The 17,064-nt window shown below is 49.7% G+C and carries 10 protein-coding genes; 4 read left to right on the top strand and 6 right to left on the bottom strand.

Annotated features, from left to right (window positions below):
* Positions 1 to 74 precede the first annotated feature (74 nt).
* The 4 genes from fusA to NX720_RS13270 form a co-directional block, all read right to left on the bottom strand.
* Positions 75 to 2,177 (bottom strand): elongation factor G, encoded by a 2,103-nt coding sequence (fusA, locus tag NX720_RS13285; RefSeq protein ID WP_262595309.1) that lies wholly within the window; start codon positions 2,175 to 2,177, stop codon positions 75 to 77.
* Between the two features lie 18 nt (positions 2,178 to 2,195).
* Entirely contained in the window at positions 2,196 to 2,666 is a 471-nt protein-coding gene (rpsG, locus tag NX720_RS13280; RefSeq protein ID WP_034877899.1) for a 30S ribosomal protein S7, read from the bottom strand.
* A gap of 163 nt (positions 2,667 to 2,829) precedes the next feature.
* The gene (gene rpsL / locus NX720_RS13275) at positions 2,830 to 3,204 is read right to left on the bottom strand and encodes a 30S ribosomal protein S12 (RefSeq protein ID WP_034841716.1); all 375 of its coding nucleotides are present in this window, start codon (positions 3,202 to 3,204) and stop codon (positions 2,830 to 2,832) included.
* Positions 3,205 to 3,542: 338 nt separating this feature from the next.
* Positions 3,543 to 6,890: a hypothetical protein gene (locus NX720_RS13270; protein ID WP_262595308.1), complete on the bottom strand. Its 3,348-nt coding sequence runs from the start codon at positions 6,888 to 6,890 to the stop codon at positions 3,543 to 3,545.
* Positions 6,891 to 7,146: 256 nt separating this feature from the next.
* On the opposite strand from NX720_RS13270, the gene glpX reads away from it, so the two are divergent.
* Together glpX and NX720_RS13260 are read left to right on the top strand one after the other, a co-directional pair.
* On the top strand, positions 7,147 to 8,157 hold the full coding sequence (glpX, locus tag NX720_RS13265; protein ID WP_262595306.1) for a class II fructose-bisphosphatase: 1,011 nt from the start codon (positions 7,147 to 7,149) through the stop codon (positions 8,155 to 8,157).
* A gap of 90 nt (positions 8,158 to 8,247) precedes the next feature.
* Positions 8,248 to 8,613: a hypothetical protein gene (locus NX720_RS13260; protein WP_262595305.1), complete on the top strand. Its 366-nt coding sequence runs from the start codon at positions 8,248 to 8,250 to the stop codon at positions 8,611 to 8,613.
* 32 nt (positions 8,614 to 8,645) lie between these two features.
* On the opposite strand, the gene NX720_RS13255 is transcribed toward NX720_RS13260, so the two are convergent.
* Positions 8,646 to 10,013, bottom strand: coding sequence for a sodium-dependent transporter (locus NX720_RS13255; RefSeq protein WP_262595304.1), 1,368 nt, complete (start codon positions 10,011 to 10,013; stop codon positions 8,646 to 8,648).
* Positions 10,014 to 10,160: 147 nt separating this feature from the next.
* Between NX720_RS13255 and NX720_RS13250 the strand changes: the two genes are divergently transcribed.
* Both NX720_RS13250 and NX720_RS13245 read left to right on the top strand, forming a co-directional pair.
* Entirely contained in the window at positions 10,161 to 10,847 is a 687-nt protein-coding gene (locus NX720_RS13250) for a hypothetical protein (RefSeq protein WP_262595303.1), read from the top strand.
* A 127-nt stretch (positions 10,848 to 10,974) separates the two neighbouring features.
* A complete protein-coding gene (locus NX720_RS13245) occupies positions 10,975 to 12,693 on the top strand; it encodes a choice-of-anchor I family protein (protein ID WP_262595302.1) in 1,719 nt (572 codons plus the stop codon).
* A 143-nt stretch (positions 12,694 to 12,836) separates the two neighbouring features.
* Here the strand turns inward: NX720_RS13245 and rpoC are convergent, their stop codons facing one another.
* The gene (gene rpoC, locus NX720_RS13240) at positions 12,837 to 17,048 is read right to left on the bottom strand and encodes a DNA-directed RNA polymerase subunit beta' (RefSeq protein ID WP_262595301.1); all 4,212 of its coding nucleotides are present in this window, start codon (positions 17,046 to 17,048) and stop codon (positions 12,837 to 12,839) included.
* Positions 17,049 to 17,064: the final 16 nt, after the last annotated feature.

The following is a 17,064-nucleotide window of genomic DNA, read 5'->3' as shown; positions in this document are numbered from 1 at the left end:
ATTCAATGGTTCTGGGTAACAATCAAAGCCCGCATTCTAGCAAATCAAAACGACTGCCAAGATGCGGAATTCAATCAACCCTGGTTCTTGATGACCGCTTCAGCAATGCTGTTTGGCGCCTCAGCATACTCGGAGAATTCCATTGAGTATGTTGCACGCCCCTGAGTTGCTGAACGCAGATCTGTGGCGTAGCCGAACATTTCACCCAGCGGCACCTGAGCATTAATAGTCTTGCCGGACGGCGTATCATCCATGCCCTGAACGATACCGCGACGACGGTTCAGGTCGCCCATAACGTCACCCATGTAGTCTTCCGGTGTTACCACCTCGACTTTCATCATAGGCTCCATCAGCACAGGCTGAGCCTGTGGCGCATACTTCTTCAGCGCTTGTGAAGCAGCGATTTTAAACGCCATTTCGTTGGAGTCAACATCGTGGAAAGAACCGTCGTACAGACGCGCTTTCAGACCCAGCAGCGGGTAGCCGGCGATAACGCCGTTTTGCATCTGCTCTTCGATACCTTTCTGTACAGCCGGGATGTATTCACGAGGAATAGCACCACCCACGATTTCGTTAATGAATTCCAGACCTTCTTCGCCACCTTCGGCAGGAGAGAATTCAATAACAACGTGACCGTACTGACCACGACCACCAGACTGCTTGGCAAACTTGTGGTTCGCGTCCACGGAGGACTTAAGCTTTTCACGGTAAGCTACCTGAGGCTTACCAATGTTAGCTTCCACCTTAAACTCGCGACGCATACGGTCAACGAGGATATCCAGGTGCAGCTCACCCATACCGGAGATGATGGTCTGACCAGTCTCTTCGTCGGTCTTAACCTGGAAGGAAGGGTCTTCCTGAGCCAGCTTACCCAGCGCAATACCCATTTTCTCCTGGTCAGCCTTGGACTTAGGCTCAACCGCAACGGAGATTACAGGATCAGGGAATTCCATGCGCTCCAGGGTAATCACGCTATCCATGGAACACAGGGTGTCACCAGTGGTTACGTCTTTCAGACCGATCAACGCAACGATATCGCCCGCAACACACTCTTTCAGCTCTTCACGGGTGTTGGCGTGCATCTGCACCATTCGACCAACACGCTCACGCTTGTGCTTAACAGGGTTGTATACGGTATCACCGGAATTCAGGGTTCCGGAGTAGTTACGTACGAACGTCAGAGTACCAACGAATGGGTCGGTAGCAATTTTGAACGCCAACGCCGAGAACGGAGCGCTATCATCAGCTTCACGGGTTTCAACGGTATCCTTACCGTCATCCAGGATACCTTCGATTGCTTTAACTTCTTTTGGAGAAGGCATCAGCTCGATAACAGCATCCAGTACAGCCTGTACACCCTTGTTCTTAAACGCAGAACCACCGAAGACAGGGATGATCTCGTTCGCCAGTGTACGCGCACGGATACCAGCCTTGATCTCTTCCTCAGTCAAAGTACCTTCTTCCAGGTACTTCTCCATCAGTTCTTCAGTCGCTTCCGCAGCTGCTTCCATCATGTACTCGCGCATTTCGTCGCAAGTATCCTGAAGGTCAGCAGGAATATCTTCATAGGTGAAAGACATACCCTGGTCAGACTCGTTCCAGATAATGGACTTCATCTTAACCAGGTCAACAACACCCTTGAACTCGTCTTCAGCGCCGATGGTCATCTGCATTGGCACAGCGATTGCGCCCAGACGCTCACGCAGCTGCTCAACCACCATGCTGAAATCAGCACCGGTACGGTCCATCTTGTTGACGAATACCATGCGCGGTACTTCGTACTTGTCAGCCTGACGCCATACGGTTTCAGTCTGAGGCTGTACGCCGGAGGAACCACACAGTACAACAACCGCGCCGTCCAGTACACGCAGGGAACGCTCTACTTCGATAGTAAAGTCAACGTGTCCGGGCGTGTCGATAATGTTAATGCGATGCTCATCAAACTGAGCATCCATACCACGCCAGAAACAGGTGGTAGCCGCAGAAGTAATGGTAATACCACGCTCCTGCTCCTGCTCCATCCAGTCCATGGTGGCAGCTCCATCATGAACTTCACCAATTTTGTGGCTCAGACCAGTGTAGAACAGTACGCGTTCTGTGGTCGTTGTCTTACCCGCGTCAACATGGGCACAGATACCAATGTTGCGATAGCGGTTGATCGGGGTTTTACGGGCCACGACTCAATCCTCTGATACTTAGAAACGGTAGTGAGAGAACGCCTTGTTCGCTTCAGCCATACGGTGCACGTCTTCACGCTTCTTGACAGCAGCGCCTTTGTTCTCAGCTGCGTCCAGCAGTTCGCCTGCAAGGCGCAGTTCCATAGACTTTTCGCCACGCTTACGCGCCGCGTCTACCAGCCAGCGCATTGCCAGGGCAGTACGACGAGCCGGACGAACTTCTACAGGCACCTGGTAAGTAGCACCACCCACACGGCGGGACTTTACTTCTACCATTGGCGCAATGGATTCCAGAGCTTTTTCGAATTGCTCCAGCGGATCCTTGTTAGAGCGCTCCTGAACCTTATCCAGCGCACCGTATACGATTTTTTCCGCTACGGATTTCTTACCGGAGATCATCACGTGGTTGATGAACTTGGTCAGGGTCTTGTTACCAAACTTAGGATCTGGCAGCACGTCGCGCTTAGCGACTACGCGTCTTCTTGGCATTGATAAGCCCTCATTTCGGTCTTCAGGCAGTCCGGAATAGTTCCGGCCTTACTCTTATCAACCTACTGTTAAATTCTTTGTGCAACGGGGCACAATATTTTCGGCAAAAGAGCTCAAGACTCTTTTAAAACGGCTGAACCAGCAGTCTCTTAAGGCTTGAACCTTAGGACTTAGGTTTCTTAGTACCGTACTTGGAACGACCCTGCTTACGGTCGTTAACACCCTGGGTGTCCAGGCTACCGCGAACAGTGTGGTAGCGAACACCTGGCAAGTCTTTTACACGACCGCCACGGATCAGAACAACGGAGTGCTCCTGCAGGTTGTGACCTTCACCACCGATGTAGGAAGTCACTTCGAAACCGTTAGTCAGACGCACACGACATACTTTACGCAGCGCAGAGTTAGGCTTCTTAGGAGTAGTAGTGTATACGCGAGTACAAACACCGCGACGCTGTGGGCAAGCTTGCAGCGCAGGAACGTCGGTCTTTTTGACCTTGCGCTTGCGTGGCTTACGCACCAGCTGGTTAATAGTTGCCATTCAGCGAACTCCAGATTATTTCTATATTCGAGCTATTGAGGTCGAATGTTGCTGTACCAGAGGATTTGCACAGTTAATTCGGTCTTCAAACAGCAAAAGCCGGTATAAAACCGGCCAGAGCTACCCCGGTCGATCATAGACCAAGGGTAAAATAAAGCTGCGAAATTGTACGGAAAGCGGGAAATGGCGTCAAGTATCGGTATTCAAAGTTTACAGCTCGGAGAGTAACCATAAAGGCTACATTTTACGCTATTTAATTAACGGGTTGTTTTTAATAAAAAAATGCCGAACAGTGTCGGCATTTTTTTGTTGGGTGAAAATGTCAATTAGCCTGCATTTCAAAGTGACCAGTCATCATTTTGGTCGCTCAAACTCTCCGGCCCCAGGCTATGTAGCATTACTTCAGCTCTCTTTTTCAATGCGACTTTAAGCGCATCGTCTTTATCCTTATTTTTTAATTCAAGCTTTTCAGTAAGCCGCTCATTTGTCAAAGATCCCTTTTCATAATGAGGGTTCTTCTTATGAAAGTCCTTAACAGCACCTTTTGCCTGCTTCAGTTGATTCCTGTAAGCTTCGTCAACACCAAGATCTTCTGTGCCTCTTGCCACAAGCTTCTCCAGACGTTCAACCTCACTTTGAAGTTCGCCCAGCTTTCTGTCGAGAGCCCTCTTTTCTGCCTCCAGTTCTCTACGCCTCAGCGCTTCTGGCTGGATCGTTTCGCTGGAAAGGCGAGGACTGTTATTTTTTACCTTCCCCCCTGCATTTACTATCTCGGTCATCAACCCCGGGACTGCTCCTCTTTCAAAATTATTTCCTTGAAGATGACCAGCCGGATTCCTGCCGGTTTTTTTCAGTAACACTGTTGCAGGGTTGAAGTCAGGCAGCCTCACACCACAAGTCGATGCTGTAGCAGCCGGCTTTGGCTTAAGCGCAGGCTTAGGTTTTTGCCCAGCCACCTCAGTTTTTTTATTGTTACCCGCTGCCATACCCACGGGAGGTGGCGGAGGTGGCGGAGGAGGCGGAGGAGGCGGCGGAGATGGTAAAAGGTCATTCCCTGAGAATGCACCAGACTCCTCCTGATCACTTAAACAACCTCTTTTTATGAAAGCCTGACTAAGTTCCGCAGTAAGACTTTTATCATTAACCCACTTCGATGGCACGAACTTACCGTAATTACCTGGTTTATCAAATTCCTCACGCTGAGCATCAAAATCCCTACACAATCGACTAATATTTGCCGTGGTTTCTTTCAGCGCCCTGTCATAATACTGCGCATAGCCTGTCCATTGGGAAAGCACCGAGCCAGTGGTTTGAAAAAGCTCCCCAGACGCTGCCTGACCTTCAATCCACTTTTCAATACGCTTCAAAGCTTCATGAGTGGAAACAATCTCTGGTTGCTGAATCAACTCTGCTGCAAACTGGTTAATAGCCTCCTTCGCCTTTTCCGATTGCTCTATATTCTTGCCTGCCTCTCGAAGGTCGTTGATATAAGTGCTACAACTGCGAACCAGGCTAACGTATTCTTTATTAACAGGATTGGTGCAAGGAATAAGTGGAAGCGTATCTGCCACGCCTTTAAGCAAACCGCCTGTATCAATGCCTGGAATCCCAGCCAGCTGGTCGCGGATAATACCCGCAGACTCTTCAGCCGGGAGACCCGCCTCCATAAGAGTATTCAGGGTCTGGCAGTAGGAACGGTCAAATTCATTATGACTGCCAACGCTCTCCCTGAAGGAATCGAGAGCCTTTACCAGTCCATGCCGCTTCTGCGATTGATCAGCACAAGAATCTCTCAGAGAGGCAAGTTCTGCAACGATCGCAACAAAAGCTTTTCCGTCAAGCTTTGTTATTACGCCTGGTTTAGTCTTTTGAATTTCTTGTAACTGCTTTACGGTATGACCCAGCTCTTTTGTCCTGTTAGCTATGTAATCACGGGATGACTGAGCCTGCGTGCCGACCAACTCTTTCCTGCCACACGCCTTTGTATTCAAATACTCAAGCATGGTTACCGGGTTACCGCGGCCATTTACACAGGCTGAGATGAGCTTATTCAAACAGGTATCAATATCTCTTTGAACAGTTTGAGCAGACTCTAAATCCGTTGATTTGCGTGAAGCCAGCCCTGATAACTCTTCTTCATACTCATTGAGTTCCATCAGATACGGACTTTTTTTAGCCCATGCTGTCAGCTTGTCATTCAAAGCTATCAGCTCAGATACCAGATAACGACTGGTTTGTTCCAGAGGCTCAAAGCTTGACTCAATTTCTGCAGCTTTAGCCAGAAGATTGATTTTCTCAATTGCGCTATCAGCATTCTTTTTAACCGATGTTGCCAGTTCATAAGCCCCCTCTACGGATCGAACACCATAACCAACATCGTCAAAAGAATAGACAGTCCCGTTATCTTCTGTTTTATGCAATGCCGCAACCTTTTTTCCAAGATCTTCTTGCATGTGTTCAGGAAGTTCATCAAAGCTTATTGAGGACTGGTGTTGATAATCAGGACTCCTGGAGTCCGTCTTCTGAACATTTTTTTGCTCAACTTCATACCTCATAGCCATTTGATTGAGAATATCGGTTATACCGGTTTTAATGGTACGCTTTTTCCTACGCTCTTCTTCAATTTGAGCGTTCATCAACTTCTCGCAAACTTTTTGAATCCTGAATCTTACTTTTTCATGAACAGGTTCAAGGGCAGCCAGCATGAGTTCTTTGCCCTTAATGACACGTTCTTTATCACCCGGAAGCTGAGAAATCAGTTCTTTCACCTGCTCATCAAACCGGGCAAACAACGCAGTCTCAGCAATATTACGCTCACCTATCTTCGGATCATTCAGATCACTTTCATTCTTTACAACAGGCAAGTCATCTATTGCTTTATGATCTGGCACAGATCGTTCAAGCTCTGAGAGTTGCTCTAACAACGAAGCGCACTCATTCATCTTAAGATCAATGTTTAATCTCTCTAAGCTTGCGACCAGACGTTGAGCTTTTTCGACAGTTTTCAGGTACAGGTCGCAGATGTGGTACCTCGATTCAGCCAGGCGGACATTTTCTTTCAATTGCTGAGCCTTTTCTTTAGATTCCTGAGCCTTTCCTTTAAATTGCTTAGCCTTATCTAGTAAATAATCAACAATGTTACCGTTTTTTCCAAATGCCTCACGACCAGCAGCTATCGCTATAAACACCTTTTTTTCAAGGACTTTCTGTTCAGAAAGGAGTTTTTCGGGAGTAGCTTCAGTAATACTTGTCTTTTCAACTCTACGCTTCAAATCACAGCATGTATCTTTCGCAACCTCCAGAGCTTCACCATTATGCTTTGAGGCCCATTGCTGAATTTCCTGATGCCACTCAGACAAGGTCGAGACTGGGCATTCCTCCTTTACTGTACGCTCAGGGATACTGACTGTTGTTCCGACTTCATGGGCAAATTTACGGTATTCAGTAGTAAAGTCCTTCATATAACGAGTTACGGTGCTTGCAGCTTCACCTTCATTGGCGGCAACATACCTGCCATAAAGCATTCCCTTTTGCGGCTTAACGTACTGGAAATCTGCATCTGCTTTTGCCCGAGTCACCACATGTTTCTCAAGTTCGGCTTTTTCTTTATCATCAAGCTGTTGCCAACTTTTGCCGTAATTCCTTTCAGCAATGCCTGTTAGCAGGAAATCTATAGGTGTGCGCATCTTCAGGTACTCCTTTCCTAAATCAGTAATCCTTATTGGTCCTGTGCTGCCAAAGAACCCTGTGGACTCAACGATTTCCACTTATCCTTGACCTGTGGATCAAAATCTGTAGCTCTAATGCCTCCTTACTTATGACAAGCATCTCTGCATTTAGTTCAGAACCCGAGTTATCGCGCTTTCTGTCCAATGAACCTTCAAAATCGAACCACTTGTGGTAAAGTCCCGCCGTTATCCACTTTTGACTTGCGAAAAGCCCATGAAACGCGAACTGGCTATTGAGTTTTCCCGTGTAACCGAAGCTGCCGCCCTGGCAGGCTACAAGTGGCTGGGACGAGGCGATAAAAACGCTGCCGACGGTGCCGCCGTAGAAGCGATGCGCGCCATGCTGAACAAAGTTGAGATAGACGGAGAGATCGTCATCGGTGAAGGTGAGATCGATGAAGCCCCTATGCTTTTTATTGGCGAAAAGGTCGGTATGGGTAATGGCGAAAGCGTTGATATCGCTGTAGACCCTATTGAAGGCACCCGCATGACCGCGATGGGTCAGAACAACGCCGTCGCCGTACTGGCAGCCGGAGAGAAAGGCTCTTTCCTGAAAGCCCCTGACATGTATATGGAAAAGCTGGTGACAGGCCCGGGTGCCAAAGGTGCCATTGACCTGAGTCTTGGACTGGCGGAAAACATCCGCAATGTGGCTGCCGCGCTGCACAAATCCATCGAAAGCCTGACTGTCATCACCCTGGCCAAGCCTCGCCACGACAGCGCCATTGCCATGATGCAGAAGATGGGCGTAAAGGTCTTTGCCATCCCTGACGGTGACGTTGCGGCCTCGATCCTGACCTGCATGCCCAACAGCGAAGTCGACATGATGTACTGTGTGGGCGGTGCTCCGGAAGGCGTTGTATCAGCAGCGGTGATCCGCGCTCTGGGTGGTGATATGCAGGGTCGCCTGGTCACCCGCGACGAAGCCAAAGGCGCGTCTGAAGAAAATGTGAAAGCAGGCGAACTGGAACGCAAACGTTGTGCAGAAATGGGCATAGAAACCGGTGTCCTTCTGAGACTGGAAGATATGGCCAGTTCAGATAACGTTGTCTTCTCTGCGACCGGCATCACCAAAGGTGACCTGCTGGAAGGTATTTCCCGCACAGGTAATATTGCCCAGACTGAAACCCTGGTCGTCCGTGGCCGTTCACGCACTATTCGTCGTATTCAGTCCACTCACTACCTGGATCGCAAAGATGATGACATCAAAAATGTAATCCTGTAACCGTTACAGCGTTTTTTTTCGGTAAGCAGGACTTCCTGCTTACCGAACGCCTCATCCTACACTGTTAATGACAGTTCACAGGATGCGCCCATGTCAAAAGCCTCACTGCTTCTCTTCATTCTTTTGTATACATCAAACCTTAGCAGTGCTTCCCGGCCCGGAGAGGTCTGGTATCAGCAGGTCTGGTGTGAAGGCAGAGGTGGCAAGGTTGAGCAGCGTATGCCGGATGGTCGCAGGGTCGACTGTCTGACAGAGCAATATGCCATCGAAATGGATTTCGCCAGTAAATGGCAGGAGGCCATTGGTCAGTCGCTGGACTACGCCATGCTGACCGGTAAGAAAGCCGGTGTTGTTTTGATCCTTAACTCAGAGTCTGATCAGCAGCACTGGAATCGACTGCAAAGGGTCGTCAACCATTATCAGCTACCGATACAGCTCTGGAAGCTGGGCCCTTAATCGCTTTCCCACCCTTTCCCAACAGTTCAAAGCTAGCGGTATAAACCAAAAGACATCAACAGTATGAACACAATAGCCAATGGGGCAACTACGCGGATTGAAAACATCCAGATATTAAACGGGACACCAGCCATACCGAGAAACTCAGCCATACGATTGCGTCCCATTTTCCAGCCAACAAACAGCGCAATCATCAGACTATTCAGTGGCATCATCAAACTGGTCGCTAAATAAACCATCAAATCAAAGAATGATTTGCCAAACCACCGGTAGTCCACGCCTGACCAGATATTGAAAGAGAACACACTGCCCAGCCCTAACAACCAGACCAGAAAACCAACAACACCGGCAGCCCAAAAGCGCTTGATAGAAAAACGCTTCTGCAACCAGGCAACAGCAGGCTCCATCAGGGAAATAGAGCTGCTGAGTGCAGCAATACTCGCCAATATAAAAATTGTGCCGCCCAGCAGAGCACCAAAGATTTTTTGTGCCAGTGCCGTCGTCAGGGATACAAACAACAGACCCGGACCTGAGCGTGCTTCAAGACCAAAGGCAAACACTACCGGAAAAATGGTAAGACCAGCCAGAATTGCGACCGCTGTATCAAGCCCGACAACGACCAGACTGGTTGTCAGGATTTTATTTTTTTTTGAAATATAGGCTCCATAAGTCATCATCATGCATAAACCAGACCCCAGGGTAAAAAATGCCTGCCCCGTTGCCGCTATTACGCCGTCAATAGTGAGCTTGCTGAAATCAGGCCTGAACATGAATGCCACTGTACGGCCAAACTGCCCCGTTTCAGTAATTGCGTAGACAAGCATCAGCAGCAGGATGACAATCATTGCAGGCATCATAACCTTAAGACTGTTTTCAAGCCCCTTATGAATGCCAAAGGCAACAATAATAATGGTGGCCAGCATAAACACCGAGTGCCAGACAGTCAGGGCAACCGGGTCACTGACCATATCATCAAAATAATCACAAATACTGGTCGCATCCATTCCCGCAAAAGTGCCGCTGAAAGATTTGAGCGTGTAAGCTATGGCCCAACCACCAACGACACTATAAAAAGAGAGCATAATAAGACTGGCAGCAGCACCTACGATGCCGATACTCCCCCATCCACACGGACTACCAGCATGGCGAGCCAGAGACACCATGGCTGTAATTGGGTCACTGCGGGAATAACGCCCCAGACCGACCTCAGCTATCATAAGCGGCAGACTCAGAAACATTACAGACAACAGATAGACAAGAATAAAAGCTCCCCCACCGTATTGAATAGCAATGTAAGGAAAGCGCCACAGGTTAGCCAGACCTATTGCAGCACCTGAGGCAGCCAGCACAAAAGTTAGCCTGCTTTCCCAGATCTTATTTTCCGGTTCAGATGTTGACATGGTATAGCTCAATAAAGACTTATGCGGGGAGTTAGGAGGGGTAGACACTGGACAGATTGAGTATACAACGTCTGGCAGAATCGGCACTTCAATCAGCCGCTATTATATGTGGTGATGAAATTTTGTCATGCTGGGAGGTGGTCATTCATGGGAACGGCAACAAAAAAGATGGATACACTGAAAAAGATATTCACCTTATGCAAGGGGGATATTCTGGTTCGGCACGGTAAAGACCAGGATATTACCAAAGCCCTCAACTTTCATATTGCTGTCGTCGCCCAGCCTGCACTGACACAGAATCGGATCCCGGCTATTTTCGATATGGTCCGATCCCTGGGATTCTCCAAAAGGCTTTTGCCCTGTGACCTGACCGTAGAGAAAGAGTTTACTGATGTCTGGTCCGTTTTTCGCCTTAACGATGAAATGATTCCGGCAAAAGCCGCTTCTATTGGCCATATCTGGGTTTGCATGAACGAATCAGCAAAATATGTGCATAGCGTCGGCCGAACATCAGCAAGGGGAACCTACAGTGTTTCAAGCACCGTTTCATCATTTTTTGGGGATGCCTGTTTTGGAGCAAAAGCCTTAAGTTATGCGGAATACCTTTGTGCAAACTGTACCGAGCAACCGCCTGCCGAACTTCAATCCGGACATTCAGGATGGTTTTCGGGAACGATATGCACTTATTTGCCCATCGCCCTTTACCAGACAGCCTGCCGCTCCACTGCGTTGATTCACAATTATATGGCTATTGATGCCAGACGGGCCTTGCCAAAAGATCTGGTCAACTACCTTAACGGCAATCCAAACTGGGCGATTGTGGATCAATTCTAACTCCGGACAGGATTCCTCCAGAAAGCCATTCAATCCCACATCCTGTATAAGCCAGCTTGTCATCTGCTTATCATCTTCTCGTGTTATAACGCTGCTTTGTGAACAACAAAAACAACAGGTAAGGAAAATGAAACCTCAGTCTTTCAAAGGCAGCCTGCTTCTGACTACCTTAGCCCTGACAACCGTTCTGACAGGGTGTGCACCAAAACATCAAAGGGAAACGGCTCGACATCCGGACATGCAACCTGTAGGACGCTATGCTTCAGGAATTTTTCATGATGGAGCCGCAGAAATTATTGGCTGGCATTCAGGCAGTCAGTCAGTTTTTGTTATTAATTCAGGCAGCAAAACCATCGATATTCTGGATGCCAGCCACTTAAACAGTCAGCGACTGGCCAACCCTGTTACAGATTCAAACCTGACTAAACGCGGCTTAATTAACCTTCAACGTTTTTTGCTAGGGATTCCACTGGGCAGTGCAAACAGTCTTGCTTTGCATGACGATCTACTGGCTGTTGTCGTCGAAGCTGAAAACAAACAGGAGCAGGGTGTACTGATGCTTTTTGAGGTCAATCAATCCGGTCGGGTGGCTTTCAAGGATTACGTCTATGTTGGGGAGCTACCCGATATGGTGACGATTACACCAGACGGTCATTATGCCCTGGTAGCCAACGAAGGCGAGCCATCGGATGATTACAAGGTCGATCCTGAAGGCTCAGTCAGTATCGTTGAAATTCACGACAATGGCACTGTAGGTGAAGTACGCCGGGTCAGCTTTGCAGATTTTAACAAGGGTAGAGTGAGGCATGGGGAGCTGGATAAGAACGTGCGGGTATTTGGCCGGAATGCATCCGTTGCTCAGGATCTTGAACCGGAATATATAGCCGTGTCTGATGACTCAAAGACCGCTTTTGTCAGCCTGCAGGAAAATAACGCTCTGGCAATTATTGATATTGATAAAGCTGAAGTGGCAAAAGTAGTGCCTCTGGGCTTTAAAGATTTTGGTCGTTTCCTGACAGACCTTAGCGATAAGGACGGCGTAAACCTGAAAAAATGGTCTGGTGTATACGGCATGTATCAACCCGACACCATTGCTTCCTATACGGTTAATGGCAAGACCTTTGTGGTCAGCGCTAATGAAGGTGATGCCAGAGACTACTGGTACAACAGCCTTTCCGAAAAAGAGTGCCTTGCTTCAGGTGGGCTCAAATTTAATAAAGAAGATGGCTGTCTTGGCTTTTCTGAAGAAGTCCGAGTCAAAAAAATCAAGGTCTCCCCTGATCATCCTAATGCCGAAAAAGCGCAAAGCTCAACAGAACTGGGACGGTTGAAAATCAGTAACACCCTGGGTGATGTAGATAAGGACGGACAGTTCGAAAAGCTTTATTCGTACGGTGGTCGCTCTTTCTCAATATGGGATGCAAAAGGCAACCTTATGTTTGACTCGGGTGATGATTTTGAGCGAATCACCGCCGATATTCTGGGGGCTGACTTCAATAATAATGACGATGAGACCAGGGGCGATAGCCGCAGTGACGATAAAGGCCCTGAGCCTGAAGCACTGGCGCTTGGGCAAATCAATGGCCGACATTATGCATTTATAGGGCTTGAGCGAACAGGGGGTATTTTTATGTATGACATCACTCATCCGAAGTCACCAGAGTATGTTCGCTATGTTCACAATCGGGATTTTACCATCAATGCTGCTGAGCAGCCTGAGAAATCAGGTGACTTGTCCCCGGAGGGAATGGTGTTTGTTTCTGCGGAAGACAGCCCTACAGGAAACCCGCTACTGGCTGTTGGACACGAAGTGTCTGGAACCACGCTGATCTATGAGCTTCGTTGAAGCACTTTTCAGGCTTTAAGGGTTGGGCAGTCAGAGTAGTATGGGAAGCAGAGGAACCTGCTTCCCGAAAAGAAATATAAATACTCAACGGCGCACCCGAAGGTGCGCACTGTTGTTGATCACACTTCCTGTCACGCTTCTTATCACGCTTCGCCGAAGTTAAGCGCTTCAGACAGAGCGGCTTCCACGTCAGAAGCAGACACTTTGACGGGTGCTTCAAATTCTGGCTCTTCACGACCTTTCTTACGCTCAGCGTGGTAAGCAAGACCAGTACCTGCCGGAATCAGACGACCAACCACAACGTTTTCCTTCAGACCGCGCAGGTAATCACGCTTACCGGTTACCGCCGCTTCAGTCAGCACTCGTGTGGTCTCCTGGAAGGAAGCCGCAGAGATGAAGGACTCGGTTGCCAGAGACGCTTTAGTGATACCCAGCAGCACACGCTCGAACTTGGCAGGGAACTTATCTTCTGCAACCAGACGATCGTTCTCTTCCAGTACCGTCGTGTACTCAGTCTGGTCACCACGGATCAGCGTGGAGTCACCGGTATCAGAAATCTCAACCTTACGCAGCATCTGACGCAAAATCGTCTCGATGTGCTTATCGTTAATCTTTACACCCTGCAGACGGTATACGTCCTGGATTTCGTTAACGATGTAGCGGGCCAGGTCACTCACACCCAATAGACGCAGAACGTCGTGGGGGTTGGTAGGACCATCGGAGATAACCTCACCTTTGGTCACCTGCTCACCCTCGAACACGTTCAGGTTACGCCACTTAGGAATCAGCTCCTCGTACGGATCGCTACCGTCGTTTGGAGTGATCACCAGACGCTTCTTACCCTTGGTTTCCTTACCGAAACCGATAGTACCGGTGATTTCAGCCAGGATAGAGTGCTCTTTCGGCTTACGCGCTTCAAACAGGTCGGCCACTCGTGGCAGACCACCGGTGATATCCTTGTTACCGCCGGACTGCTGTGGAATACGGGCAACGATATCACCCACTTCAACAGTGGCCTCGTCAGCCAGGTTCACCAGGGCGTTTGCTGGCAGGAAGTACTGCGCAGGCACGTCAGTGTTAGGCAGCTTCAGCTCTTTACCATTGGCATCCAGCAGCTGAATCGCAGGACGAATGTCCTTACCAGCAGAAGGACGATCCTTCGGATCCAGCACTTCGATGTTGGACAGACCGGTCAGCTCATCAGTCTGAGTCTTAACGGTGATGCCTTCTTCAAAGCCCAGAAACTTAACGGTACCGGACAGTTCGGTCACGATTGGGTGCGTGTGTGGATCCCACTTCGCCACCACCTGACCGGAAGCGACTTCAGCGTCTTCCTTAACGGATACGACAGCACCATAAGGCAGCTTGTAGCGCTCACGCTCACGACCGAATTCATCGGCAATCGCCAGCTGACCGGAACGGCTGACAGAAACCAGGGTTCCGTCTTTACGCTCAACGGACTTCATGTTAAGCAGACGGGCAACACCCTTGTTCTTAACAGTAATGTTGTCCTGAGCAGCGTTACGGGATGCAGCACCACCGATGTGGAAGGTACGCATGGTCAGCTGTGTGCCCGGTTCACCGATAGACTGAGCAGCGATAACACCAACCGCTTCACCCTTGTTCACCAGATGTCCACGACCCAGGTCACGACCGTAGCACTTGGCACAGATACCGTGGCGAGTGTCACAGCTGATCGGAGAACGTACTTTCATTTCATCGACGTTCATGCCTTCCAGGCGCTTAACCCAGGCTTCATCGATCAGGGTTCCGGCTGGAATAGCAATCTCGTCTTCAGTACCAGGCTTGAATACGTCCACGGCCACAACACGACCCAGGATACGTTCACCCAGAGGTTCAACCACGTCACCGCCTTCAATGTGCGGTGTCATCATCAGACCGTTGGTGGTACCACAGTCGTCTTCCGTCACCACCAGATCCTGCGCCACGTCTACCAGACGACGGGTCAGGTAACCGGAGTTCGCGGTTTTCAGAGCGGTATCCGCCAGACCCTTACGAGCACCGTGGGTAGAGATGAAGTACTGCAGTACGTTCAGACCTTCACGGAAGTTCGCGGTAATTGGGGTCTCGATGATGGAGCCGTCTGGCTTGGCCATCAGACCACGCATACCTGCCAGCTGACGAATCTGTGCGGCACTACCACGAGCACCGGAGTCCGCCATCATGTAAACGCTGTTGAAGGATTCCTGTTCTTCCTCTTCGCCCTGCTTATTCAGAACGGTGTCGGATTTCAGGTTGTCCATCATGGACTTGGCCAGCATTTCGTTGGCGCGGGACCAGATGTCGATCACCTTGTTGTACTTCTCGCCCGCTGTTACCAGACCGGAAGCAAACTGGTTTTCGATTTCACGAACTTCTTCATTGGCGTCACGGATGATGTCCTTCTTGTTATCAGGGATAACGAAGTCATTCACACCGATGGATGCGCCGGACAGTGTTGCGTAGTTGAAACCAAGGTACAGCATCTGGTCAGCAAAGATAACGGTTTCTTTCAGACCAACGTTACGGTAGCAGGTGTTCAACAGACGAGAGATGGCCTTCTTCTTCATGGTCTGGTTGACCAGTTCAAAAGGCAGACCTTCCGGAACGATTTCCCACAGGATCATACGACCTACAGTGGTGTCCGCCAGGAAGGTACGATCGTGTTCTACACCATCGTCGTCTTTGTATTTTTCGCTGACACGTACTTTAACCCGGGCGTGCAGCTCAACAGCGCCGGTACGGTAAGCGCGCATCACTTCGCGGATATCCACGAACGCCATGCCTTCACCCTTGGCGTTGATACGCTCACGAGTGATGTAGTACAGACCCAGTACCACGTCCTGGGAAGGTACGATAATAGGTTCGCCGTTCGCAGGTGCCAGGATGTTGTTGGTGGACATCATCAGGGCACGGGCTTCCAGCTGGGCTTCCAGAGTCAGTGGTACGTGTACCGCCATCTGGTCACCGTCAAAGTCAGCGTTGTACGCCGCACACACCAGTGGGTGCAGTTGAATCGCTTTACCTTCGATCAGAACCGGTTCGAACGCCTGGATACCAAGACGGTGCAGGGTTGGCGCACGGTTCAGCATCACCGGGTGTTCACGGATTACGTCAGCCAGAACGTCCCACACCTCAGGTGTTTCGCGCTCAACCATCTTCTTGGCAGCCTTAATAGTGGTCGCCAGACCTTTGGCTTCCAGCTTGCCGAAGATGAACGGCTTAAACAGCTCCAGAGCCATCTTCTTAGGAAGACCACACTGGTGCAGACGCAGGGTAGGACCTACGGTGATTACCGAACGACCGGAGTAGTCTACACGCTTACCCAACAGGTTCTGACGGAAACGACCCTGCTTACCCTTGATCATGTCAGCCAGGGATTTCAGAGGACGCTTGTTAGAACCGGTAATCGCACGACCACGACGACCGTTGTCCAGCAGCGCGTCTACAGATTCCTGCAGCATACGCTTTTCGTTGCGGACAATGATGTCTGGCGCGTTCAGGTCGAGCAGACGCTTCAGACGGTTGTTACGGTTGATGACTCGACGATACAGATCGTTCAGGTCGGACGTCGCAAAACGACCGCCATCCAGAGGTACCAGAGGACGCAGATCGGGCGGCAGAACCGGCAGAACGGTCAGAATCATCCATTCCGGATTGTTACCGGACTTGTGGAACGCCTCAACCAGCTTCAGACGCTTGGACAGTTTCTTCAGCTTGGTTTCAGAGTTAGTCTGCGGAATTTCTTCACGCAGCATTTCCACTTCTTCGCCCAGGTCGATGTCGTTCAGCAGGGCTTTGATCGCTTCCGCACCCATGCGCGCGTCAAAGTCGTCGCCGAACTCTTCCAGAGCTTCGTAGTATTGCTCGTCAGACAACAGCTGGTTTTTTTCCAGTGTTGTCATACCCGGATCAACCACTACGTAAGATTCGAAGTACAGAACACGTTCGATATCACGCAGGGTCATGTCCAGCAGCAAACCGATACGGGATGGCAGGGACTTCAGGAACCAGATGTGAGCCACCGGGCTGGCCAGTTCGATGTGACCCATACGGTCACGACGTACTTTAGCCAGTGCGACTTCTACGCCACACTTCTCACAGATAACTCCACGGTGCTTCAGGCGCTTGTACTTACCGCACAGGCACTCATAATCTTTAACTGGGCCAAAAATCTTGGCACAGAACAGGCCGTCACGCTCAGGCTTGAACGTACGGTAATTGATGGTTTCCGGCTTTTTAACTTCGCCGTAAGACCAGGAACGTACCATCTCTGGGGAAGCCAGACCGATACGAATAGAGTCAAACTCATCAGTTTGGCCCTGGGTCTTGAGTAGATTCAGCAAGTCTTTCAAGATCGCATCTCCTCGC

It is taken from the genome of Endozoicomonas euniceicola, from assembly GCF_025562755.1.
GTDB classification, from domain to species: Bacteria; Pseudomonadota; Gammaproteobacteria; order Pseudomonadales; family Endozoicomonadaceae; genus Endozoicomonas_A; species Endozoicomonas_A euniceicola.
This window is presented reverse-complemented; position numbering and strand designations above follow the sequence as displayed.

What these genes read in the sequence shown, in the direction of transcription:
- rpsG (WP_034877899.1), bottom strand. Translation starts at nt 2,666, where the DNA reads ATGCCAAGAAGACGCGTAGTCGCTAAGCGCGACGTGCTGCCAGATCCT.
- rpsL (WP_034841716.1), bottom strand. Translation starts at nt 3,204, where the DNA reads ATGGCAACTATTAACCAGCTGGTGCGTAAGCCACGCAAGCGCAAGGTC.
- NX720_RS13270 (WP_262595308.1), bottom strand. Translation starts at nt 6,890, where the DNA reads ATGCGCACACCTATAGATTTCCTGCTAACAGGCATTGCTGAAAGGAAT.
- glpX (WP_262595306.1), top strand. Translation starts at nt 7,147, where the DNA reads ATGAAACGCGAACTGGCTATTGAGTTTTCCCGTGTAACCGAAGCTGCC.
- NX720_RS13260 (WP_262595305.1), top strand. Translation starts at nt 8,248, where the DNA reads ATGTCAAAAGCCTCACTGCTTCTCTTCATTCTTTTGTATACATCAAAC.
- NX720_RS13255 (WP_262595304.1), bottom strand. Translation starts at nt 10,013, where the DNA reads ATGTCAACATCTGAACCGGAAAATAAGATCTGGGAAAGCAGGCTAACT.
- NX720_RS13250 (WP_262595303.1), top strand. Translation starts at nt 10,161, where the DNA reads ATGGGAACGGCAACAAAAAAGATGGATACACTGAAAAAGATATTCACC.
- NX720_RS13245 (WP_262595302.1), top strand. Translation starts at nt 10,975, where the DNA reads ATGAAACCTCAGTCTTTCAAAGGCAGCCTGCTTCTGACTACCTTAGCC.